Genomic DNA, 22,153 nt, shown 5'->3' on the forward strand with positions numbered 1-22,153 from the left:
CCCGTACGGCCGCCTGCCCGTTCTCTCAGACGGTCGGCAGGGTGCGGCCGTACATCGCGGCCGTGGCGCGCACGCTGGGCGAACCTGCGTTCGGATCGGCCCCGGCGCGCAGCAGGGTCTCGATGATCTCCTCGTGCCCCTTGAACACGGCGCCGGCGAGAGGGACGAGCCCCTTCGCGTTAGGACGGTTGACGTCGGCGCCCCGAGCGACGAGCCCGCGCACGAGCTCGACGTGACCGTGGTACGTCGCGAGCATGACGAGGGTGTCGCCGTTCTGATTGGCCTTGTCGACGTCGAAACCGTCGTCGATGGCCTGCAGGAGCACCAGGTCTCCCGTGCGCGCGAACTCGAAGAGATCCATGCGACCAGTATCCTCCGTCGGCACTCGGAGTGCCATAACGATGCCGAAGCAAGCCGACACTTCCCCATCACAATGCAGTCAATACGGCGACGTGATGGCCGGCATGCCGTACACCAGAGCCCCCTCGCCACCGATTGACTGCATTGTGTTGCGAGGCGAGGGCGGGCACACCCGAGCTGTGGACGCCGAACCGGCGATGAACGCAAACGAGGCCCCTGTGATGAAACAGGGGCCTCGTGTAACGAGAGCGGATGACGAGACTCGAACTCGCGACCCTCACCTTGGCAAGGTGATGCGCTACCAGCTGCGCTACATCCGCGGATGCGAAAACCCCCGACAAGCGGGGGTTCCGTGCGCGATACTGGGATCGAACCAGTGACCTCTTCCGTGTCAGGGAAGCGCGCTACCGCTGCGCTAATCGCGCTCATGAGAGCTATTCAATTATGACGAGGTGGCGACGGGATTCGAACCCGTGTAAACGGCTTTGCAGGCCGGTGCCTAGCCTCTCGGCCACGCCACCGTGCGGATCGAACCCGCGTGCCAGGCCGCACGTGGCGACCCCAACACTCGAGCGGATGACGAGACTCGAACTCGCGACCCTCACCTTGGCAAGGTGATGCGCTACCAACTGCGCTACATCCGCATTTTCGCTCCCAGCGACTCGCGCCGGGCACTTGAAATACATTAGCCCAGATCCAGCGGTCCACCAAACCGGTCGGCGCCACCGGGCGTGTCTGGCGCAGGCGCCCCGGCGACACCCCCGGACGACGTGCGCGTTCCCGAGCATGGCCTCGCGTCCTGTACTATTGCTACTCGTGCCGCTCGGCACACACAATTCCACACGGGCGATTGGCGCAGTTGGTTAGCGCGCTTCCTTCACACGGAAGAGGTCATGGGTTCGAGTCCCGTATCGCCCACCACGAGGGCCCTGGCAGACGCCAGGGCCCTTCTTCGTTCCCGGATCGCAACGAACGCGCCGCGCGTCGGACAGACCGGTTTCGATAGCGTCAGACGATGCGCAGAACGATCCTCACCTTTGCGGCGACCCTCACCATCCTCGGCACCGCAGGGTGCGCGGATCAGGCGCCGCCCGAGGCGGCCGTGACGCCGACTCCGACTCACATCGTGTCTCCCTCCCCGACCCCGACCCCGACCCCGACGCCAGACCTCTTCCCCTTCGAGGTCGACGATCGTGGTGTTCCGGTGATCTGGGACGTCCCCGTCCCCGAAGCGGAGATCGCTGAGGCCGTCGTCCAGATCGACAGCTACGACGATGTTCGAGCCGTTCTTCTCCGGCCGCGCGACGCACCATCGAACGACGTCACCCGCGCCTGGCTGGACGCCGCAGGGGCGGACTTCGGTAAGGCCCCTACCGTCTTTGAGGACGACGGAGTGCTCCGCGGCGAAGTCGACGACGCAGAAGGCACCAACTACGAACACCTCGTTATCGCCACGGACCGCCTCGAGGGGTTCCAGTTCGAGCTCGTGACGCGCGCGTACTGGGAGAACGCCCTCAACGATGCGGTACCCGAGAGCCGCGAGCTCCCCGCCGATTTCGACGCTCCACTCCCGCAGGGCGACGGCTTCTCCGTCCTCAACTGGTGGAAGACGTACTCGACTGCGACCAGCGATGTCACGACGGTCGCCTCCCTGTCGGGCGTGAATGCCGAGGATCGCCCACAGCTGAAGGAATGGCCCGCAAGCCTCGAAGAGTGGGAACTCGTGGACGAACGTGAGGGCGAGACCTGGTACTACGCGACGCTGACGCGTGGGGACGGAGCCGAACTCGCATTCTCCCTCCCCATGGATCTGCATCAAGGACCTGAGGTGCGCTTCACTCCGTAGCGGCCGCGCCGCCCACTCGAAGCTTCGAATCCCCGCACATCGCCGCACGGACGCTCACGTCGTCGCGTTCGGGCCGTGCGAGCACCGATCATCGCGTCCGCTCATCCGGTCGCTCGCCAGCCGAAGCGCCTCTGCAACTCCCCGGCGACGCGCGTATAGCGGTCCAGGTCGAGCGCGGCGGCCTCGCGCCGCATGCCGTCTTCGTGCACGCTGTAGAGCTGATCCAGGTCGACCCATGACTCCCGCCCGCGCGCGTCCCACGGACCGGTGCCGATCGAGAAGTACTCGCGGTCGCCGTCTTTGTCCTTGCTCGTCAGCTTGACGGCGTACACGCGATCCCCCGTGTGGCGGGCGATCACGAGCACCGGACGATCCTTGCCGCGCCCGTCGTTCTCGGCATAGGGAACCCACGTCCAGACCACCTCCCCCGCGTCGGGTGCGCCGTCGATCGTCGGGGCGTAGGAGAGCGTGAGTCCCTCGACGGAGAGCGGATCCAGCTCGACCGTGCGGGTCCCTTCGATCGGTGTCGCCCGCGACCGCCGTCGCACACCGGACTCGCGCCGTCGCGAGGGGCGCAGCATCGCAGAAGCCACGTCAACCCCGGCCGCGAGCAGCCTCTTCCACACACCGCTGTTCGTCATCCCGTCAGCGTAGAGGCCGACGCGGCCGCGCACCGCACGACGCGGGGCGCCGCCTCCCGAAGGAAGCGACGCCCCGCGTCGTGCTGTGAAGTGAGATCGGGATCGGATCAGCGAGCGTCAGCCGCGATCGCATACCCCTCTTCGCCGTGCACCGAGACGTCCACGCCGGCAACCTCATCCTCGTTCCGGATACGGAATCCGATCGTCTTCTGGATTGCGAAGCCGAGCACGAGCGCCACCACGAAGGAGTAGACCAGCACGGCCACCGCCGAGATGACCTGCACGACCAGCTGCTCGATGCCGCCGCCCAGGAACAGGCCGGTGTCGATCGCGAAGAAGCCGAGGTAGATGGTTCCGATGAGGCCACCCACGAGGTGGACGCCGACGACGTCGAGCGAGTCGTCGTAGCCGAGCTTCCACTTCAGCTCGATCGCCAGCGCGCAGACCGCACCCGTGATGATGCCGAGCACGATGGCCCAGATCGGCTCGAGATTCGCGCACGCCGGGGTGATCGCGACGAGACCGGCGACGGCACCCGATGCGGCGCCGACCGACGTTGCCTTGCCGTCCTTGAACTTCTCGACGATGATCCAGCCGAGGATCGCTGCCGCCGGGCAGACCATCGTGTTGATGATGATGAGACCGGTGGCGAGGTTGCCCTCTTCACCCAGCGGAGCGGCAGTGACGCCCGCGTTGAAGCCGAACCAGCCGAACCACAGCACCGCGGCGCCGAGCATGACGAGCGGAACGTTGTGCGGCTTCTGGATGCCCTTCTGGAAGCCCACTCGTCGGCCGAGGACGAGGGCGAGAGCGAGCGCTGCGGCACCCGCGTTGATGTGCACGGCGGTGCCGCCGGCCCAGTCGATGACCTCGACACCCGCGTCCGGGAACATCTCCCCGCCAAGGCCGAAGATCCATCCACCGCCCCAGACCCAGGCCGCGACCGGGAAGTAGACGACGGTCGCCCAGATGCCGGCGAACACCATCCAGGCGCCGAACTTGGCGCGATCGGCGATCGCGCCCGAGATGAGGGCGACGGTGATGATGGCGAAGGTCGCGCCGAACGCGACGCCGATCGTGCTCTCACCAGTCGGGTCGTCGGCGATCGTCGAGGCGAGGGCGAAGTCTCCGAACGGGTTGCCGGCGAAGCCCCAGGTCGACGAGACGGCGCTCATGCTGAAGCCGTAGAGCACCCAGAGAACGGCGACGAGGCCGAGAGCGCCGAAGCTCATCATCATCATGCTGACGACGCTCTTCGCCTTCACGAGGCCGCCGTAGAAAAGGGCGACGCCCGGCGTCATGAGGAGCACGAGCGCGGTCGCGATCATGAGCCACGCGAGGTTGCCGCTGTCCATGTGAATCCTTACGGGTCGGGTAACAGAACACCCGGAGAGCGGGGACGAAGTCATTCGCTCGACCGGATGCGCCCCATCGTCGCCGCCCGGAGTTACCCGCGAGGTGCGTCACATGTTTCTGACAGATGACATCACCCTCGGCATGTGAACTCTGCGTTACTTCCCCGACATGAATCGGCGACGCCCGTCGGTCACGCGTGCGACGACGCGACGAGCCGCGAAATCGCTCGCAGGTACTTCTTCCGATATCCGCCCTGCAGCATCTCGTCTGAGAAGAGCTGGTCCAACGGCAGCCCCGTCGCGCGAATCGGGATCTGCGCGTCGTACACGCGATCGACGAACGCCACGAAGCGCAACGCCTCCGATTGATCGGTCAGCTGGCGCACATCCCGCAGACCCACGAGGTCGACACCCTCGACGAGCCGGATGTAGCGCGACGGATGGACCTGCGCGAGATGCGCGACGAGGGCCGAGAAGTCGTCATCCGAGGCCGTCTCCGCCGCCGCGGCCAGAACGGACTCGTACGCGGAGTCGGCGACGACGGCTGCGCCGCCGTCGAGCGACCTCTGACGGAAATCGACCCCGTCGATGCGGATCGTCTCGAAGCTCGACGACATCGACTGGATCTCGCGCAGGAAGTCCTGCGCCGCAAAGCGCCCCTCGCCGAGCGCGTTCGGCGGCGTGTTGCTCGTCGTGGCGAGACGGGTGCCGGTGCTCACGAGTTCTCCGAGGAGGCGCGTCATGACCATCGTGTCGCCGGGATCGTCGAGTTCGAACTCGTCGATGCAGATCAGCGCCGTTCCGGTCAGCAGGTCGACGGCGTTCTTGTAGCCCAGCGCGCCCACGAGAGCCGTGTACTCGATGAACGATCCGAACAGCTTCCGACGGGCGGGAACCGCATGATAGATCGCCGCGAGCAGGTGCGTCTTTCCGACACCGAAGCCACCGTCGAGGTAGACGCCCGGCTTCGTGTCGGGAACGGGTGCCTTCTTCTTCCGCCCGAACGAGAACAGCCCACCGCGGGCGACCGCCGTTCCACCGCCCGCCGCGAACCGCTGCAGATGCTCCTTCGCCTCATGCTGCGAGGGATACGCCTCGTCGGTGCGATACGACTCGAATGTCGCCTCATCGAACTGGGGCGGCGGCACGAGGCCCGCCAGCATCTCCTCCCCCGTGAGCCGGGGGTGGCGGTCGGCGAGACGGACGATCGTGGCGGTCGGGAGGGAAGTCATCGCCTCTCAGACTACTGCGCGGGTGAGCCCCCGCTCGTCCAGCCACGTCTGGATGTGCCCCTCCCAGCGCGCTTCGTCGAAGTTCCAGAGCTTCGTGTGGCGCGCCTCGACGTAGGGAACGAAGCGGACCAGATCCGGACGAGCCTCGGCGAGCCCGTGCGATGCCTCCGAGGGAACGAAGCCGTCGTCGTCGCTGTGCAACAGGAGGATCGGATGCGTCAACCGATCCGCGTGGCGCACGATATCGAGATCGTCGAGCGAGATGGCGTCACCGGAACGGACGACGCGGGACCACGACGGCATCGTCAGCTGCCGCAGCGCGATGTGCGTCACGGGCGGGGGTACGCGCAGCGCACGCGCCTGGAAGCCGAGCACCAGACGCCAGTCGACGACGGGAGAATCGAGGATCACGCTGTCGATCGCATCCGCGTGCGCCGTTCGGAGAACCGTCTGCAGCACGATTGCGCCGCCCATGGACCATCCCATGAGAACGATGCGCCGGGCGCCCCGAGACAGAGCGAAGTCGATCGACGCCTCGACATCCCGCCACTCGGTCGCCCCCAGGCCGTAGCGTCCGGAATCGGACCGCGGCGCCTCGCCGTCATTGCGGTACGAGATGGCGAGCGTCGTGAGCCCGGCCGACCGATACACGGGCACGGACCGCAGCACTTCGGATCGCGTCGTTCCGCGCCCGTGCACGGCAATCACCCATGTGTCCGATTGCCCACTTTCCGCCGGGAAAAGCCAGGCGGGGCACTCGCCCACGGGCGCCGGAACCATCACGTCTTCATACGGCACGTGCAACTCATCGGCGTGTTCGAAATACCAGCCGCTGAACGTCGCGGCTCGTCCGATCCGCTCCGACGGCGCGACGTGTGTGAGGAGCTTGCGCGTCACCTCGTCTTCATTCGAGGAGAGGACCGCGCCGAGCTTCAGATAGGAGCGCGAGCCGTTGACGAACAGTCCGTATCGCCCCGGCAGGGATGTGTCTCGCGTGCGCGCGAGCGTGATCGTCTGCGCCGAGCGATCGATTCCGAGGATCTCGGTGTCGGCGAGGCGACGCGTCTGGGGCGTCACGGCCTTCCTCGCGATGGCGAAAGCCACGATCGTTCCGCCTATGACAAGACCCGCCGCTGCGGCGGTCGCCGCGATCAGCGCCTCGAGGGCGCGCGCTCGTCCGCGCGCGGCGTGCCTGGATCCCCTCACCACGATCTCAGCCTAGTCTGACCGCGTGAGTGACGACGGGGGAATCTCCAGCGGTTTCGAGGCCGCCGCCGACAGATTGCGGGCTGCTCGCCTCCGCGACGACTTCACGGTGCGCGCGATTCCCTCCCCGAGCGGCGTCGCTCCGCACAGCATCGCCTTCGCAGGCGATGTGCGGCCCGACTCCCACGGCGATTCCCCGTACGGCACGGGCCGGTTCCTCCTCTTGCACGATCCCGATGCTCCCGATGCGTGGGGCGGGCCATGGCGCATCGTCTCGTTCGCGCAGGCTCCGCTCGAGCCTGAGATCGGTACGGATCCGCTTCTCGCGGATGTCGCCTGGTCCTGGCTCGTCGATGCGCTCGCCTCGCGCGGCGCCGATCATCATTCCCTCTCAGGCACGGCGACGAAGACGGTCTCGCGCGGCTTCGGCTCCCTGGAGGAGCAGGGTGTCGGATCCCAGATAGAGCTTCGCGCCTCCTGGACGCCCCGTGCGCCCACGGTCGCTCACATCGAGGCATGGGCCGAGCTCGTGTGCATGCTCGCCGGCCTTCCTCCCGGTTCGGAGGACATCGCTGTGCTGCGCCCCGGCCCCCACCGCCCGTGAGCCCGCGAGAGAATGTCAACGACGCGCGGACCGGCGCGCGATCTGCACGAAGGAGAACCGCCATCCCGTACCGCGTGATCGACACCGTCGAGGGCCTCGCCGAGGCCTCCCGCCTTCTCGCCGATGCCGGCGGCCCTGTCGCCGTCGACGTCGAGCGCGCATCGGGATTCCGCTACTCGGCTCGCGCCTACCTCATCCAGGTGTTCCGCCGCGGTGCCGGAGTATTCCTCTTCGATCCTCCCGCCATCGGCGATCTCTCCGCTCTCCGAGAAGCAATCGGAGAGGAGGAGTGGGTCTTCCACGCCGCAAGCCAGGATCTGCCCTCGCTGGGCGAGCTCGACCTTGTGCCGCCGCGTCTGTTCGACACAGAGCTTTCGGCTCGGCTCCTCGGCTGGGACCGCGTCGGGCTCGGCGCCGTCGTCGAGCGCACACTCGACATCGTGCTGAAGAAGGAGCATTCCGCGGCCGACTGGTCCACGCGCCCGCTGCCGCAGGACTGGCTCGAGTACGCCGCTCTTGACGTTGAGTATCTTCTCGACGTGCGCGATGCGATCGCGGCGGAGCTCGACGAGACAGGAAAGCGCGACTGGGCCGAGGAGGAGTTCGCGGACGTCCTCGTCCGCCCGCCCAAGCCGGCTCCCGCGGAGCCCTGGCGCCGCCTGACTGGACTGCATAAGGTGCGTGGGCGCCGCAGCCTCGCGATTGCGCGCTCGCTCTGGATCGCCCGAGATGAACTCGCGCAGCAGCGCGATACGGCGCCCGGTCGGCTCGTGCCCGACCGTGCTCTCGTTGCCGCCGTCCTCGCGCAGCCTCGGGCGAAGGACGATCTCGCCGCGCTCAAGGACTTCACTGGACGCGAGAGCCGTTCCGAGCTCGACCGATGGTGGCGGGCGATCCTCGACGGCCGCACGACCGACGACCTCCCGCTCGAGCGCGTTCGCGGGGACGCGCTTCCCCCCGTCCGTTCCTGGGCCGGACGCCGACCCGACGCCGACCGTCGGCTGAAACGTGCACGGCCCGCCGTCGAGACGCATGCGGAGTTCCTCTCCCTTCCCACCGAGAACCTCCTCACCCCCGAGCACCTGCGCCGCGTCGCGTGGGAGCCGAGCCTCCCCGTGACGACGGATGGCGTGGCAGACCAGCTCCGCGACCTCGGGGCGCGCGAGTGGCAGATCGCCCAGACAGCTCCCCTCATCGCGGGCGCCTTTGTGCACGCGGCGCAATCTCCCGACGAGGAGTCCCGAGCGGCTTCGTAGGATCGGCCCAACCGGCTCGCTTCCTGCCGCTTCCCTCCCCCTAGGCTGGCGTCGCACACCAATCTCAGGAGGCAACGTGGCCCAGCTGACGGATGTCTATTTCGTCGACGGCGTACGCACTCCCTTCGGTCGCGCAAGCGACTCGGGGCTGTACGCGAACACTCGCGCAGACGACCTCGTCGTGAAGGCGCTCATCGGACTGATGGAGCGCAACGGCGATGTCCCGAAGGACCGGATCGACGACGTCGCGATCGCCGCGACATCGCAGACAGGCGATCAGGGACTCACCCTGGGACGCACGGCGGCAATGCTTGCGGGCCTGCCGCAGTCGGTGCCGGGCTTGGCGATCGAGCGCATGTGCGCGGGCGCCATGACGTCGGTCACCACGATGGGTTCCTCGATCGGCTTCGGTATGTACGATCTCGCCATCGCGGGCGGCGTCGAGCACATGGGGCGCCATCCGATCGGCTCGAACGCCGATCCGAACCCACGCTTCGTCGCGGAGAAGCTCGTCGACCCGCAGGCCCTCAACATGGGCGTCACAGCCGAGCGCCTGCACGATCGGTTCCCGCAGCTGACGAAGGAACGCGCCGACCGATACGGCATGCGCAGCCAGCAGAAGGTGCAGGCGGCGTACGACGACGGAGTGATCCAGCCCGACCTCGTTCCCGTCGCCATCACCGACGCCGATGGCGCCGCCGGTCTCGCGATCGAAGACGAGGGGCGCCGTCCCCAGACGACGATGGAGGGTCTCGCCGGGCTCAAGACGCCGTTCCGTCCGCACGGGCGCGTCACGGCGGGCACGTCCTCTCCGCTCACCGATGGCGCGACGATCAGCCTCCTTGCCGGTTCCGACGCGGTGAAGGATCTCGGGCTGAACCCCAAGATGCGCATGGTCGCGTTCGGCTTCGCCGGCGTCCAGCCCGAGGTGATGGGCATCGGGCCGATCCCCTCGACCGAGAAGGCGCTCGCGAAGGCGGGCCTCGACATCTCCGATATCGGATTGTTCGAGCTCAACGAGGCGTTCGCCGTGCAGGTGCTCTCGTTCCTCGACCACTTCGGCATCGACGACGACGACCCCCGCGTCAATCCCTGGGGCGGCGCGATCGCCATCGGCCACCCGCTCGCCGCGAGCGGCGTGCGCCTCATGATCCAGCTCGCCGCGCAGTTCGCCGCGCGACCCGATGTGCGGTACGGCCTCACGGCGATGTGCGTCGGCCTCGGCCAGGGCGGCAGCGTGATCTGGGAGAACCCGCACTACACCGGCAAGAAGGCGAAGAGGAAGTGACCGGGCAGATGACCGACTACCGCAGCATCGACTTCTCCGGGCTCGAGGCGGCCGCGGCCGACGAGGTCGTCACGCACTCTCTCGTGCGCGACGTGACCCTCCCGAGCGGCCGTACCCTCGCCCTCATCACCCTGCACAACGGCAAGGATCACAAGCGTCCGAACACGCTGGGCCCGCTCACGCTGCGCGAGCTCGGAGACACGCTCGATGCGCTCCGCGATCGCGCCGCGAACGGCGAGATCGACGCCGTGGGCGTCACTGGCAAGCCGTACATCTTCGCGGCGGGAGCCGATCTTTCGCAGATCGGCGCGCTTCGAACGGTCGACAACGCCCGGAAGATCGCCCAGCGCGGACACGACGTGCTCGGCCGCCTCTCCGATCTCGGCGTGCCGTCGTTCTCGTTCGTCAACGGGCTCGCCCTCGGCGGAGGGCTCGAGGTCGCCCTCAACTCGACGTATCGGACGGTCGACTCATCCGCCGCGGCGATTGCACTTCCCGAGGTGTTCCTCGGTCTCATCCCCGGATGGGGCGGCGCCTACCTCCTCCCCAACCTCATCGGGATCGAGAACGCGCTCGAGGTCATCATCTCGAATCCGCTCAAGCAGAACCGGACGCTGAAGCCGCAGCAGGCGCACGACCTCGGCATCTTCGACGCGATCTTCTCCCCCGCGAACTTCCTCGAGGATTCCCTCGCCTGGGCTGACCGCGTGATCGCAGGCGAGCAGAAGGTCGAGCGGCAGCGGGTGCCCGGCCGCATCGAGCGGGCGACGAAGTGGCCGGCCGCGATCAAGATCGCGCGTGGGATGCTCGAGCAGCGCATCGGTTCGGTGCCGGCATCGCCCTATCGAGCCCTCGATCTCCTCGAACGGGCGGCGAAGGGAACGAAGGAAGAAGGGTTCGCCCGAGAGGACGACGCGCTCGCGGAGCTCGTCGCAGGTGATCAGTTCGCCGCGTCGATGTACGCCTTCGATCTCGTCCAGAAGCGTGCGAAGCGGCCCGTGGGCGCACCGGACAAGGACTTGGCCCGCCCTGTGAACAAGGTCGGCGTGATCGGCGCCGGGCTCATGGCGAGCCAGTTCGCCCTGCTCTTCGTCCGTCGACTGCAGGTTCCCGTCGTCATCACCGACGTGTCGCAGGACCGCGTCGACAAGGGGCTCGGATACATCCGCGACGAGATCGGAAAGCTCGAGGAGAAGGGGCGCCTCGACGCCGATGCCGCCAGCCGCCTGCGCGCGCTCGTCTCCGGCACGACCGACAGATCCGACTACGCCGACTGCGACTTCGTTATCGAAGCCGTGTTCGAGGAGACGAGCGTCAAGCAGGAGGTGTTCCGCGCGATCGAGGAGCACATCGCGGACGACGCGATCCTCGCGACGAACACGTCGTCGCTCTCGGTCGAGGAGATCGGCTCCGTCCTCGCACATCCCGAGCGCCTCGTCGGCTTCCACTTCTTCAACCCGGTCGCCGTCATGCCGCTCGTCGAGGTCGTCCGCACGCCCCAGACGAGCGACGCCGCGCTGTCGACTGCATTCGTCATCGCGAAGGCCCTGAGGAAGAACGCGATCGGATCCGCCGACGCACCGGGGTTCATCGTCAATCGCCTGCTCGCGAAGGTCATGGGCGAGGCGATCCGCGCGATCGATGAGGGCGCCGAGCTGACGGATGTCGAGACGGCGTTCGCGCCCCTTGGGCTGCCGATGGGGCCGTTCGAGCTGATCGACCTCGTCGGCTGGAAGGTGGCTGCCCACGTGCAGGACACGATGGCGACGCACTTCCCGGAGCGGTTCCACTCATCCGAGAATCTGCACGCGCTCTCCGGCGTCGACACTCCCCTCGAACGCGACAAGAAGAAGCGCATCACGGGCTGGTCGAAGAAGGCGCGGAAGGCGATCACCGTAGGCGACGCCCCCGCCTCCGCGGAGGAGATCCTTCGTCGTGTCGAGGACGAGCTCGCTCGGGAGATCCGCATCATGCTGGACGAAGAGGTCGTGCCCGAGGTCGAGGACATCGACCTCGCGCTGGTCCTCGGCGCCGGCTGGCCGTTCATCGACGGCGGCGCGACGCCCTACCTCGATCGCTCAGGCGCTTCCGAGCGCGCCGCAGGCGGAGCGTTCCACGATCCGCAGATCCGCGGGATCTGAGAGATCGACCGCTTCGGGCCCGCCGCACTCCGCGGCGGGCCCGAGTCGTCAGCGGGCGCGGCGGACCCGCGCCGTCTCTCCCGTGTATGGCGCGGCCGACGGCGTCTGCCGCGCGACCGGCACCCGGGTGCCGAGCACCTGCGAGACGACGTCCTGGGCGATCTTCGCCGGAGTGAGGCCAGCCTCTTCGAGGATCTCTCCGCGCGAGGCGTGGTCGATGAACGTGTCCGGGAGGCCCAGCTCGTCGACGGCCGTATCGATTCCCCGCTCGCGCAGCACCTGGCGCACCTGCGTCCCGATTCCGCCCACCCGGATCCCGTCTTCGAGCGTGATGACGAGACGATGGCTTCGGGCCATGTCGACGATGGATTCGGCGACGGGAACAACCCAGCGCGGGTCGACGACCGTCGCCCCGATCCCCTGCGCCCGCAGCCGTTCGGCCACCTCGAGCGCCGTGCGCGCGAACGAGCCGATCCCAACGAGCAGCACGTCCTCGTCTCCGAAGCGCGCGAGCACGTCGACGCCGTCCGTCATCCGCTCGATCGCTTCGATCGGTGCTCCGACCTCCCCCTTCGGATAGCGCACGACCGTCGGCGCATCGTCCACCGCCACAGCCTCGTCGAGCAGCTCCCGCAGTCGATCGGCGTCGCGGGGCGCGGCGATACGCACGTTCGGCACGATGTGCAGCAGCGCGAGGTCCCACATCCCGTGGTGGCTCGGACCATCGGGGCCCGTCACTCCAGAACGATCGAGAACGAACGTCACGCCTGCCCGATGCAGAGCGACGTCCATGAGCACCTGGTCGAAGGCGCGGTTCATGAAGGTCGAGTAGAGCGCGACGACGGGGTGCAGCCCCCCGTACGCAAGACCTGCCGCCGAGGTCACCGCGTGCTGTTCGGCGATGCCCACGTCGTACACGCGATCCGGGAACCGCTCCGCGAACGGAGCGAGGCCCGTCGGGCGGAGCATGGCCGCCGTGATCGCGATCACATCATCGCGCCGCTCGCCGATCTCCACGATCCGCTCGGCGAACACATCGGTCCAGCTCTCACCGGAAGAACCGAGGGGTTCACCCGTGGCGGGGTCGATTCGACCGACCGCATGAAACTGGTCGGCCTCATCTTCGCGAGCCGGATCGTATCCGCGCCCCTTCTCGGTGATGGCGTGCACGATGACCGGTGCGCTGTAGGACTTCGCGAGCTGCAGCGTCTCCATGAGCGCCTCGAGATCGTGTCCGTCGACCGGCCCCAGGTACTTGACGTCCAGCTGCGCGTAGAGCGCTGTGTTGTTCGTGAAGCGCGAGAGGAAGCCGTGGGTGCCGCCGCGGACGCCGCGATAGAACGCGCGCCCGATCTTGCCGAGTCGGCGCGCAACGCGCCCGGATTTCGCGTCGAGGTCGCGGTATGGTCCTGCCGTCCGGACGCGGTTGAGGTAGCGAGCCATGCCGCCGATCGTCGGCGCGTACGAGCGACCGTTGTCGTTCACCACGATGACGAGATTGCGGTCATTGTCGTCGGTGATGTTGTTGAGGGCCTCCCAGGTCATCCCGCCCGTCAGCGCGCCGTCGCCGACGACGGCGACGACGTGACGATCGGCGCGACCCGTTCGCGCGAAGGCTCGTGAGATGCCGTCTGCCCAGCTGAGCGAGCTCGAGGCGTGGGATGACTCGACGACGTCGTGCTCGCTCTCGGAGCGCTGCGGATAGCCGGCGAGACCTCCGCGTGCACGCAGCTCGGCGAAGTCCTTCCGGTCTGTCAGCAGCTTGTGCACATACGACTGGTGCCCCGTATCCCAGACGATCGGATCCCGAGGGGAGTCGAACACGCGGTGCAGGGCGATCGTCAGCTCGACGACGCCAAGATTCGGCCCGAGATGGCCGCCCGTGCGGGCGACGTTCTCGATGAGGAACTCCCGCACTTCATCCGCCAACGACGCGAGCTCCTGTCGCGACAGACGGTCGAGATCCCGGGGCCCGGAGATCGTGTCCAACAGACTCATGCCACGAGACTACGCCCCCTGCCCGGGAAGATCCCGCCCGCGCGCGCAAGAGGGATAACCCGAGGAATCACCGTACGCAGACGCCGAGGGCTCCCTCCCGCCGGAGCGGAAGGGAGCCCTCGAGATACACGGCCCCCGTGCAGACGGCGAACCCGTATCGGCCGTCAGCCGGAGTCCTCTGCCGCCCCAGGGCGGCAGAGGATCACACCAGGCTGCGAAGCACGTACTGCAGGATGCCGCCGTTGCGGTAGTAGTCGGCCTCACCCGGCGTGTCGATGCGGACGACCGCGTCGAACTCGACCGTCGCCTTGCCTGCCGGCGAGTGCTCGCTCGGCTGCGCCGTCACTCGCACCGTCTTCGGCGTCTCGCCGTCGTTGAGCTTCGTGAGCCCCTCGATCGAGAACACCTCGGTGCCGTCCAGCCCGAGCGATTCCGTCGACTGTCCCTCCGGGAACTGCAGCGGAACGACACCCATGCCGATGAGGTTCGAACGGTGGATGCGCTCGAAGCTCTCGGTGATGACCGCCTTCACACCGAGAAGGCGCGTGCCCTTGGCCGCCCAGTCGCGCGAGGATCCGGATCCGTACTCCTTGCCGCCGAGGACGACGAGCGGGGTCTCCTGCTCGGCATAGTGCTGCGCCGCGTCGTAAATGAACGACTGCGGAGCGCCCTCCTGCGTGAAGTCCCGCGTGTAGCCGCCCTCGACGCCGTCGAGGAGCTGGTTCTTCAGACGGATATTCGCGAACGTGCCGCGGATCATCACCTCGTGGTTGCCGCGGCGCGAGCCGTAGGAGTTGAAGTCCTTGCGGTCGATACCGTGCTCGCCGAGGTAGTGACCGGCAGGGCTGTCGGCCTTGATCGCACCCGCGGGCGAGATGTGGTCGGTCGTGACCGAGTCGCCCAGCTTCGCGAGCACGCGCGCGCCCTCGATGTCCTTCACCGGGTCGAGATCGAGCGTCATGCCGTCGAAGTACGGAGGCTTACGCACATAGGTCGACTCGGGGGCCCACTCGAAGGTCGAGCCGGTCGGCGTCGGAAGGTTCTTCCACCGCTCGTCGCCCTCGAAGACGCTCGCGTACTGGCGGTCGAACATCTCGGTCGAGATCGACGAGTCGATCGTCTGCTGGACCTCCTCGGCCGACGGCCAGATGTCCTTCAGGAACACCTCGTTGCCGGCCTCGTCGGTGCCGAGCGGGTCGTTGTCGAAGTCGAAGTTCATCGACCCCGCGAGCGCGTAGGCGATGACGAGCGGCGGCGACGCAAGGTAGTTCATCTTCACATCGGGGTTGATGCGCCCCTCGAAGTTGCGGTTGCCCGAAAGCACGGCCGTCACGGCGAGATCGCTGTCGTTGACCGCCTGCGAAACCTCCTCGATGAGGGGGCCCGAGTTTCCGATGCACGTCGTGCAGCCGTAGCCGACCGTGTAGAAGCCAAGAGCCTCGAGGTCGGTGTTGAGTCCGGCCTTCTCGTAGTAGTCGGTGACGACCTTCGAGCCCGGCGCCATCGTCGTCTTGACCCAGGGCTTCGAGGTGAGGCCCTTCTTGGCGGCGTTGCGCGCAAGCAGACCCGCGGCGAGCATCACCGACGGGTTCGACGTGTTCGTGCAGGACGTGATCGCCGCGATGGTCACGGCGCCGTTGTCGAGCTCGTACTCGGCGTCGGCCGTCGTCACCTTCGTGGGCTTCGACGGGACCTCCGAGTAGACCGGAAGGTCCTTCGCGAACTGGTCCTTCGCGCTCGTCAGCTCGATGCGGTCCTGCGGACGCTTCGGGCCGGCGATCGACGGAACGACCGTCGAGAGGTCGAGCTCAAGGTACTCGCTGAACGTGGGCTCGACCGCCGGGTCGTGCCACATGTGCTGCTCCTTGGCATACGCCTCGACGAGGGCGAGCTGCTCCTCGGAGCGGCCGGTCAGGCGCAGGTAGTCGATCGTCACCTCGTCGACGGGGAACATCGCGGCCGTCGAGCCGAACTCGGGGCTCATGTTGCCGATCGTCGCGCGGTTCGCAAGCGGGACCTGGGCGACGCCGTCACCGTAGAATTCCACGAACTTGCCGACCACGCCGTGCTGGCGAAGCATGTCGGTGATCGTCAGAACGACGTCGGTCGCCGTGACGCCCGTGGGGATCTCGCCCGTGAGCTTGAAACCGACGACCTTCGGGATGAGCATCGACACGGGCTGGCCGAGCATGGCCGCCTCGGCTTCGATGCCGCCGACGCCCCAGCCGAGCACGCCGAGTCCGTTGACCATCGTCGTGTGCGAGTCGGTCCCGACGCAGGTGTCGGGATAGGCCTGCGTGACGCCGCCGACCTCGCGCGTGAAGGTCGTGCGCGCCAGGTACTCGATGTTGACCTGGTGGACGATGCCCGTCCCAGGAGGCACGACCTTGAAGTCGTCGAACGCCGTCTGGCCCCAACGGAGGAACTGGTACCGCTCACCGTTGCGCTCGTACTCGATCTCGGTGTTGCGCTCGTAAGCGTCAGCCCGTCCGAAGAGGTCGGCGATGACCGAGTGGTCGATGACCATCTCGGCCGGTGCGAGCGGGTTGATCTTGTTCGGGTCGCCACCGAGACTGGCGACGGCCTCGCGCATCGTAGCGAGGTCGACGATGCAGGGCACGCCCGTGAAGTCCTGCATCACGACGCGCGCGGGCGTGAACTGGATCTCCGTGTGCGGGTCGGCGGAGGCGTCCCAGCTGCCGAGCGCACCGATCTGCTCCCGGGTGACGTTCGCACCGTCTTCCGTGCGAAGCAGGTTCTCGAGGAGGACCTTGAGGCTGTAAGGCAGCTTCTCGTAGCCCTCGACCGCATCGATGCGGTAGATCTCGTAGTCGGAGCTGCCGACCGTCAGGGTGCTCTTGGCACCGAAGCTATTCACCGTGGACACCGGATTCGTCTCCTTCAGGATCGACCGCGGACTTCCCCCTCATCCTGCCGCGGCACCCGCACCTCGGCTAGTAAGGGACACCTCACCGCCGACCTGCCCGAGCACCACCTCAGACGAGGAGATTTATCTTGACGTCAAGATAAATTCTACCCCACGGATCCCGCGCCCGCAGGCCCGTCACAGATCAGGCGTGTCGACGGCCCGGGCGGGTCGGGCGTAGGCCGCCCGCACCGCCAGCCAGGTGATGGCGACGAGCGGGGCGAACAGGGGGATCCCCATGACGAGCTTTACCGTGCCGAGCACCTGCACATCGACGCCTGCGAGCCACATCGGGAACTGAACGCCGAGACGCACGAAGAACAGGGCCGACCACATGATGGCTAGCCAGAAGAACACACGGCGCTTACGACGATCCTTCCGCCAGCGCAGGCCGTCATCCATGAGGAAGCCGGCGGCGAGCCCGATGACCGACCAGCCAGAAGCGGCGGAGAGGAGGATCGCCGTGCCGTAGACGACGTTCGTGATGAAGCCGGGGATGAAGTTGTCCTCCGCGCGCCCTGTGAGCAGCACAAGAGCTCCCGCAACGCCGACCGCGACAAGGCCGCCGAGCGCGGCCGATGGCGGCTGACGCTGGAAGAGGCGCGCAATCGTGAAGACGCCCGCAGCCGCGACCGAGGCCACCACGGCGAGAACGAGCCGGTCGGGCCACAACGCGAGGCACACGAGGAAGATGACAAGCGGAAGGACCGATTCGACGACCCCGCGAACGCCGCCGATCGCCTTCCAGACAACCCCTCCGGTCGAGGTGGACTGGGCGGGGTCGAGACCGGCCCGTCGCGCGGCCTGGCCCAGCGCCTCGCCGAACATTTCGGACGCACGGCGCCCCTCACTCGCCTCCGGCGGCGTCAGCGGCGTCGGCGTCGCGTCGGCCTCCTCGGGCTCGCCGTCGGGTCGGCGCGCGTCGGAAGCCGTCATCAGGATCCCGGAGTCGACGGCATCGACAGCGGGATCAGGTCACGCGGCGGCATGGGGGCGTCCCCGCGCACGACGACGATCGACCGGAACAGGTCCTCGATCTTCTCCGCCGCGTCGGGAGAGCTCGCACCCTCACCACCGATGACTCCGCGGAGGAACCACCGCGGACCGTCGACGCCGACGAAGCGCGCGATCCGCTTGCCCGAGCCGGCGTCGGCACCGACCGGCACCTCCGCCAGAAGCTCGGCCCCGAGCGGCCCTTCACGCTCCTCGACACGGCCGCCCTGCTGGGCGACCTGTGCACGGATCTGCGCGCGGGTCTCGTGCCAGAGCCCGCGCGAGCGCGGCGCGGCGAAGGGCTGCACCTGCAGCGTCGATTCGGCATAGTCGAGCCCGACGGCAACGATGCGCTGCGTCTTCTCCTCGACTTCCAGCCGCAGATTCAGCCCCTCGCGCGGCAGCACCTTGATCCCGCCGATATCGATGTAGGGGCGCACCGGATTCGCTTCGGACGCGTCGAACGGCCCTCTCTCGGCGCGATCAGTCGGCGCCGACTTCTCGTTCGACATCGGCTCTTCCTGCTCTTCGTGGGATTCAGTCATCGCTCTCGTCACGTCTTCCTTGTCGTTGCGTGGGCCCGCAGTCAGCGGGCGGTATCGCGCGCATAGCCCGAGGATCCGAACCCGCCGTCGCCGCGGACGCTCTCGTCGAGATCGGAGACGGGCTGGAATCGGGCGCGCAGAACGGGCGCGACGATCAGCTGGGCGATCCGATCACCCGCCGACACCTGGTACGGAGTGTCGCGGTCGGTGTTGAGAAGCGCGACCTTGATCTCGCCTCGGTATCCGGCGTCGATCGTGCCGGGAGCGTTCACGATCGTGATGCCATGCTTTGCCGCAAGACCGCTCCTCGGAACGACGAATCCGGCACACCCGCTCGGCAGCGCAATGCGAACGCCCGTCGGCACGAGCGCACGCTGGCCAGGTTCAAGTCGCACGTCGACGGTCGAGACGAGGTCTGCCCCTGCGTCACCCGGGTGCGCGTAGACGGGGGGCTCGGGTGCGACAATGGGGATGTCCACGGTTTCACTCACGCATCGAGGGTAATGCAGAACCACCCCGCTCCCCGCGCCGTCCGCGGCATCGCCTCCGGCAGATACCGCGAGCGCCTCGCGCCATCGCTCAAGATCATCGCCGCCGCCGCGATCATCGCCCCCATGGTGATGCTCGTCTTCGTCCGAATGAATGTGTTCGTCGCGCTCGCGCTGAGCGTCGGCACGGCGCTCGCCCTCATCGGACTGCTCATTGCGCTCGCACCCGTCGTGGAGGTCGAAGGCGGGGAGCTCCGGGCGGGTCGCGCCCACATCGATGTCGCATTGCTCGGCGATCCGGAGCCGCTTGACGGCGACGCCGCCCGCGCGGCCCGAGGCGCGGACATCGACGCGCGTGGCTGGTACCTGATACGCGGAGGGATCGCCGGGATCGTGTTCGTTCCGAACATCGATCCCGACGATCCCGTCACTTCGTGGACGATCTCCACGCGCACGCCCGACCGGCTCGCCGCCGCGATCCGTCGAGCGCAGCGTCGAGAGGCCGATTAAGCGGCGCAGTCCTTGCAGATCGGGCCAGTCTTGTCGGCGTGGTCGAGCTGCGAGCGGTGCTTCACGAGGAAGCAGCTCATGCAGGTGAACTCGTCCTGCTGCGGCGGGAGCACGACGACGTCGAGCTCCACGTTCGAGAGATCGTTGCCGCCGAGCACGAAGCTCGGGTTGTCGGCGTCCTCGCTCTCGACCGCGGTGCCCTGATTCGATCGAGCGGCCTTCAGGGCCTCGATCGACTCATTGCCTTCGTCTTCGTTCTTCCGCGGTGCATCGTAATCAGTTGCCATCGGCGGGCGTCACTTCTTTCGCAGGTCTGTGAATGGGAGTGGGCTCCGCGTCTGAACGGGCGCGTCCTCGACGGGCGGCGTTCGGCGGGGCGCGTCTGCGGTCGTCGACAGCTGACTCTGACGCGGTACCCTGCGCGGGGCGGCGACAGTTTGCACGAGTGCGCCGCGATTCGCAAATGCATGCGGTTGTCCTCGGCGCGTCGTGTCTGATCGCACCGGATCAAACGAGCGGCGCGCCCGCGTTATTCCCGGATTCACACCCCCTCCGTGTCACCATGTGTGCGGACGCGCTCGAAGCGCCCGCAGGCGGAGAGGAGCAGGATGGAACAGCTGACCATCGTCGGCACGGAGGGCGAGAGGCTCGTCCTCGCCACCGAGCAGGGACAGCGCTTCACTCTCGACATCGACGACATGCTGCGCACAGAAGTGCGGCGCTCGCGCGCCGACGCCGAGCAGAAGCCGCGACAGATCGGCCCGAGCCCCCGCGAGATCCAGGCGCACATGCGCTCCGGCATGTCCGCGGAGGATGTTGCAGAGCTGCTCTCGTGCGATCTCGACCGGGTCCGGCTGTTCGAGGGGCCGGTCCTCGCCGAACGCGAGCACGTCGTGGACCGCGCTCTCGCGATGCCCGTTCTGACGGGCGTACGGGTGGATCAGGACGAGAACCCCACCTTCGGCACCGCGATCCGCCAGAAGCTCGCCGACATCTCGGCAACGCAGGAGCGGTGGTCGAGCTGGAAGGAAGAGGACGGCTGGGTCGTCAAGCTCACGTTCGAGGCCGCCGGGATCGAGCGCGACGCGCGGTGGACCTTCGACCCCCGCCGCAGTGCGCTCGCCCCCGCGAACGACGACGCCGTTCAGCTGTCGCGACAGGGCAAGATCCCCGACGGCCTCATCCCACGGCTGCGTGCCCTCGACACCGTCGACGACGGCAAGGATGCTTCGACGTTCGACGAGCAGGCGTTCCAGCAGGAGCCGGAGCCCGCCGCCCCGAGTGAGCCCGAGAAGACCGCTGACACGGCAGATCTGCTCGAGGCGCTGCGCCGCAAGCGAGGCCGGCGGGAGACGCCGCCGGTGGCGGAAGAAGACGAGGAAGAGACGGACAAGAAGCCGGGCCGCCCCGTTGCGGTGCTCGGATCGATCGATCCGCGCCTCGAGGAGACGCCGCCGGCCGAGACCTCCGATGATGGCTCCGATGGCGAGGAGGCTCCCTCCGACCAGGCGTCCCGCCGACGCGGCCGCCCGGCGATGCCCTCCTGGGACGAGATCGTCTTCGGAGCTCGCGGCGACGACTAGACGTCGTAGGATCCGCGACGGATCAAGGGGACCGTCGTCTCCTCCGGTGTGATCGAGCCGTGCTGCCCGATCATCTTCTGCGGCCCCTTATCGGCTAGCCGGTCATCGTAGAACGCCCAGATTCCGCGCGCGGCGACGAGCACGTCCCCGATCCGCCCCGTGACGTGCGGCGCGACCTCGCCGCCGAACAGCCCGTCGGCGATCGCCTCCGCGCGGGTCGACACATCGGCCGTGCGCTCCGAGAGTTCCCGCCAACGGCCGGCCAGGGCGACGGGGTCCTCCCCCGGCTCGGCATAGACGTGAAGGAGCCGGGGCTCGCCGCCGAGGTGTCGGACACCGTCGAGACGAGGATCCCCCTCGCGCAGCAGTACGTGACGGGTGCGCGGCACGTCGACCATGCCGTGATCCGCCGTGACGATCACGCCGACGCCGCGCGATGGGTCGAGCGCGGGGCGCAGGGCACGATCGATGCTCTCGAGCGTCGACCTCCACTCCTCCGAGTCGACGCCGTACCGGTGCCCGGCCTGGTCGAGTTCGGGGATGTAGCAGTAGACGAACGCCCCCTCCTCCTGCGCGGCGAGAGCACACGCGACGCGCACGCGCTGATCGAGGTCGTCCTCGGCGACGTACTCCGCCCCGCGCATGAGCGCCGATGTGAGACCCGTCTTCCGATACGCGGCCGCACCGACCGCGTATCCGGCCACACCCGCCGCCGCGGCGCGCTGGAAGACCGTCTCGCTGCGCTGCCAGGTCTCCGGATCCAGCCCATCGCGCTCGTATCCGTTCAACTGATTCGCGAGAACGTCGCGCGCGGGGTCGAGCGTGCGGTACCCGACGAGGCCGTGCCGGCCCGGGCGTTCCCCTGTGAGGAACGAGCCGAGGGCGGCCGCCGTCGTCGAGGGGAACACGGTCTGCGCGACGTGCCGGCGCGGCATCGCCTGCGCGAGGTGTCGGGCGTGCGCCTGGTGGGCCCGCAGCTGGATCGCGCCGAGACCGTCGACGAGGAAGGCGACGCCGGACGAGGCGGGCGGGAGCCACTCCCCCTCGCCGCGAAGCGAACGCAGGATCTCGGGCGCCACTCCGGCGAGATTCCGGGCGACGGCGGGCCCCGCGGGTAGGATCTTCTGCATCCGGGCCAGTCTCGCACAGCCCGAGGACCGGGCCGTGAGGCCGCATCCTCG

At 68.0% G+C, this 22,153-nt stretch carries 19 protein-coding genes and 5 tRNA genes; 8 read left to right on the plus strand and 16 right to left on the minus strand.

Annotated features, from left to right (window positions below):
* Positions 1 to 25 precede the first annotated feature (25 nt).
* From C0012_RS09430 to C0012_RS09450, 5 genes are all read right to left on the minus strand, one after another.
* Positions 26 to 361, minus strand: coding sequence for an ankyrin repeat domain-containing protein (locus C0012_RS09430; RefSeq protein ID WP_110588885.1), 336 nt, complete (start codon positions 359 to 361; stop codon positions 26 to 28).
* A 246-nt stretch (positions 362 to 607) separates the two neighbouring features.
* Positions 608 to 680: transfer RNA gene (locus tag C0012_RS09435), tRNA-Gly, on the minus strand.
* A 33-nt stretch (positions 681 to 713) separates the two neighbouring features.
* Positions 714 to 785, minus strand: a tRNA-Val gene (locus C0012_RS09440).
* A gap of 25 nt (positions 786 to 810) precedes the next feature.
* Positions 811 to 881 (minus strand) — tRNA-Cys (locus C0012_RS09445).
* 50 nt (positions 882 to 931) lie between these two features.
* Positions 932 to 1,004 (minus strand) — tRNA-Gly (locus C0012_RS09450).
* A 200-nt stretch (positions 1,005 to 1,204) separates the two neighbouring features.
* On the opposite strand from C0012_RS09450, the gene C0012_RS09455 reads away from it, so the two are divergent.
* Positions 1,205 to 1,281 (plus strand) — tRNA-Val (locus tag C0012_RS09455).
* Between the two features lie 94 nt (positions 1,282 to 1,375).
* Positions 1,376 to 2,206, plus strand: a complete 831-nt coding sequence (locus C0012_RS09460) for a hypothetical protein (RefSeq protein ID WP_110588884.1) — start codon at positions 1,376 to 1,378, stop codon at positions 2,204 to 2,206.
* 101 nt (positions 2,207 to 2,307) lie between these two features.
* On the opposite strand, the gene C0012_RS09465 is transcribed toward C0012_RS09460, so the two are convergent.
* The 4 genes from C0012_RS09465 to C0012_RS09480 form a co-directional block, all read right to left on the minus strand.
* Positions 2,308 to 2,847 (minus strand): type II toxin-antitoxin system PemK/MazF family toxin, encoded by a 540-nt coding sequence (locus C0012_RS09465; protein ID WP_110589376.1) that lies wholly within the window; start codon positions 2,845 to 2,847, stop codon positions 2,308 to 2,310.
* 107 nt (positions 2,848 to 2,954) lie between these two features.
* On the minus strand, positions 2,955 to 4,202 hold the full coding sequence (locus C0012_RS09470) for an ammonium transporter (RefSeq protein WP_110588883.1): 1,248 nt from the start codon (positions 4,200 to 4,202) through the stop codon (positions 2,955 to 2,957).
* A 191-nt stretch (positions 4,203 to 4,393) separates the two neighbouring features.
* Complete coding sequence (gene zapE, locus C0012_RS09475; protein ID WP_110588882.1) at positions 4,394 to 5,434, minus strand: cell division protein ZapE; 1,041 nt, start codon at positions 5,432 to 5,434, stop codon at positions 4,394 to 4,396.
* A gap of 6 nt (positions 5,435 to 5,440) precedes the next feature.
* The gene (locus tag C0012_RS09480) at positions 5,441 to 6,643 is read right to left on the minus strand and encodes an alpha/beta hydrolase family protein (protein WP_232527852.1); all 1,203 of its coding nucleotides are present in this window, start codon (positions 6,641 to 6,643) and stop codon (positions 5,441 to 5,443) included.
* Positions 6,644 to 6,665: 22 nt separating this feature from the next.
* On the opposite strand from C0012_RS09480, the gene C0012_RS09485 reads away from it, so the two are divergent.
* The 4 genes from C0012_RS09485 to C0012_RS09500 all read left to right on the plus strand — a co-directional run bounded on the left by C0012_RS09485 (position 6,666) and on the right by C0012_RS09500 (position 11,929).
* Positions 6,666 to 7,244 carry a DUF3000 domain-containing protein gene (locus tag C0012_RS09485; protein ID WP_110588881.1) on the plus strand — a complete coding sequence of 193 codons (579 nt, stop codon included), beginning with the start codon at positions 6,666 to 6,668 and terminating at the stop codon, positions 7,242 to 7,244.
* 74 nt (positions 7,245 to 7,318) lie between these two features.
* Positions 7,319 to 8,500, plus strand: coding sequence for an HRDC domain-containing protein (locus tag C0012_RS09490; protein WP_232527853.1), 1,182 nt, complete (start codon positions 7,319 to 7,321; stop codon positions 8,498 to 8,500).
* Positions 8,501 to 8,576: 76 nt separating this feature from the next.
* A complete protein-coding gene (locus C0012_RS09495; RefSeq protein ID WP_110588879.1) occupies positions 8,577 to 9,788 on the plus strand; it encodes a thiolase family protein in 1,212 nt (403 codons plus the stop codon).
* Positions 9,789 to 9,796: 8 nt separating this feature from the next.
* Positions 9,797 to 11,929, plus strand: a complete 2,133-nt coding sequence (locus tag C0012_RS09500; protein WP_110588878.1) for a 3-hydroxyacyl-CoA dehydrogenase NAD-binding domain-containing protein — start codon at positions 9,797 to 9,799, stop codon at positions 11,927 to 11,929.
* 48 nt (positions 11,930 to 11,977) lie between these two features.
* On the opposite strand, the gene dxs is transcribed toward C0012_RS09500, so the two are convergent.
* The 5 genes from dxs to dut form a co-directional block, all read right to left on the minus strand.
* Positions 11,978 to 13,927, minus strand: a complete 1,950-nt coding sequence (dxs, locus tag C0012_RS09505; protein ID WP_110588877.1) for a 1-deoxy-D-xylulose-5-phosphate synthase — start codon at positions 13,925 to 13,927, stop codon at positions 11,978 to 11,980.
* A gap of 202 nt (positions 13,928 to 14,129) precedes the next feature.
* Positions 14,130 to 16,814 carry an aconitate hydratase AcnA gene (gene acnA / locus C0012_RS09510; protein ID WP_110588876.1) on the minus strand — a complete coding sequence of 895 codons (2,685 nt, stop codon included), beginning with the start codon at positions 16,812 to 16,814 and terminating at the stop codon, positions 14,130 to 14,132.
* A 177-nt stretch (positions 16,815 to 16,991) separates the two neighbouring features.
* The gene (locus C0012_RS09515) at positions 16,992 to 17,789 is read right to left on the minus strand and encodes a DUF3159 domain-containing protein (RefSeq protein WP_110588875.1); all 798 of its coding nucleotides are present in this window, start codon (positions 17,787 to 17,789) and stop codon (positions 16,992 to 16,994) included.
* Positions 17,789 to 18,358: a DUF3710 domain-containing protein gene (locus C0012_RS09520; RefSeq protein WP_110589374.1), complete on the minus strand. Its 570-nt coding sequence runs from the start codon at positions 18,356 to 18,358 to the stop codon at positions 17,789 to 17,791. The genes C0012_RS09515 and C0012_RS09520 overlap by 1 nt, the downstream gene beginning before the upstream one ends.
* 74 nt (positions 18,359 to 18,432) lie before the next feature.
* Positions 18,433 to 18,882, minus strand: a complete 450-nt coding sequence (gene dut / locus C0012_RS09525) for a dUTP diphosphatase (protein ID WP_198411111.1) — start codon at positions 18,880 to 18,882, stop codon at positions 18,433 to 18,435.
* A 12-nt stretch (positions 18,883 to 18,894) separates the two neighbouring features.
* On the opposite strand from dut, the gene C0012_RS09530 reads away from it, so the two are divergent.
* On the plus strand, positions 18,895 to 19,389 hold the full coding sequence (locus tag C0012_RS09530) for a DUF3093 family protein (protein WP_110588873.1): 495 nt from the start codon (positions 18,895 to 18,897) through the stop codon (positions 19,387 to 19,389).
* Here the strand turns inward: C0012_RS09530 and C0012_RS09535 are convergent.
* A complete protein-coding gene (locus C0012_RS09535; protein ID WP_110588872.1) occupies positions 19,386 to 19,676 on the minus strand; it encodes a DUF4193 domain-containing protein in 291 nt (96 codons plus the stop codon). The two genes, C0012_RS09530 and C0012_RS09535, sit on opposite strands and share 4 nt — an antisense overlap.
* Positions 19,677 to 19,997: 321 nt before the next feature.
* On the opposite strand from C0012_RS09535, the gene sepH reads away from it, so the two are divergent.
* Complete coding sequence (gene sepH, locus C0012_RS09540; protein WP_110588871.1) at positions 19,998 to 20,972, plus strand: septation protein SepH; 975 nt, start codon at positions 19,998 to 20,000, stop codon at positions 20,970 to 20,972.
* Here the strand turns inward: sepH and C0012_RS09545 are convergent.
* Positions 20,969 to 22,102, minus strand: a complete 1,134-nt coding sequence (locus C0012_RS09545; RefSeq protein ID WP_110588870.1) for an alkaline phosphatase family protein — start codon at positions 22,100 to 22,102, stop codon at positions 20,969 to 20,971. The genes sepH and C0012_RS09545 overlap by 4 nt on opposite strands.
* Positions 22,103 to 22,153: the final 51 nt, after the last annotated feature.

This window comes from Microbacterium suaedae (genome assembly GCF_003254645.1).
Classification (GTDB): domain Bacteria; phylum Actinomycetota; class Actinomycetes; order Actinomycetales; family Microbacteriaceae; genus Microbacterium; species Microbacterium suaedae.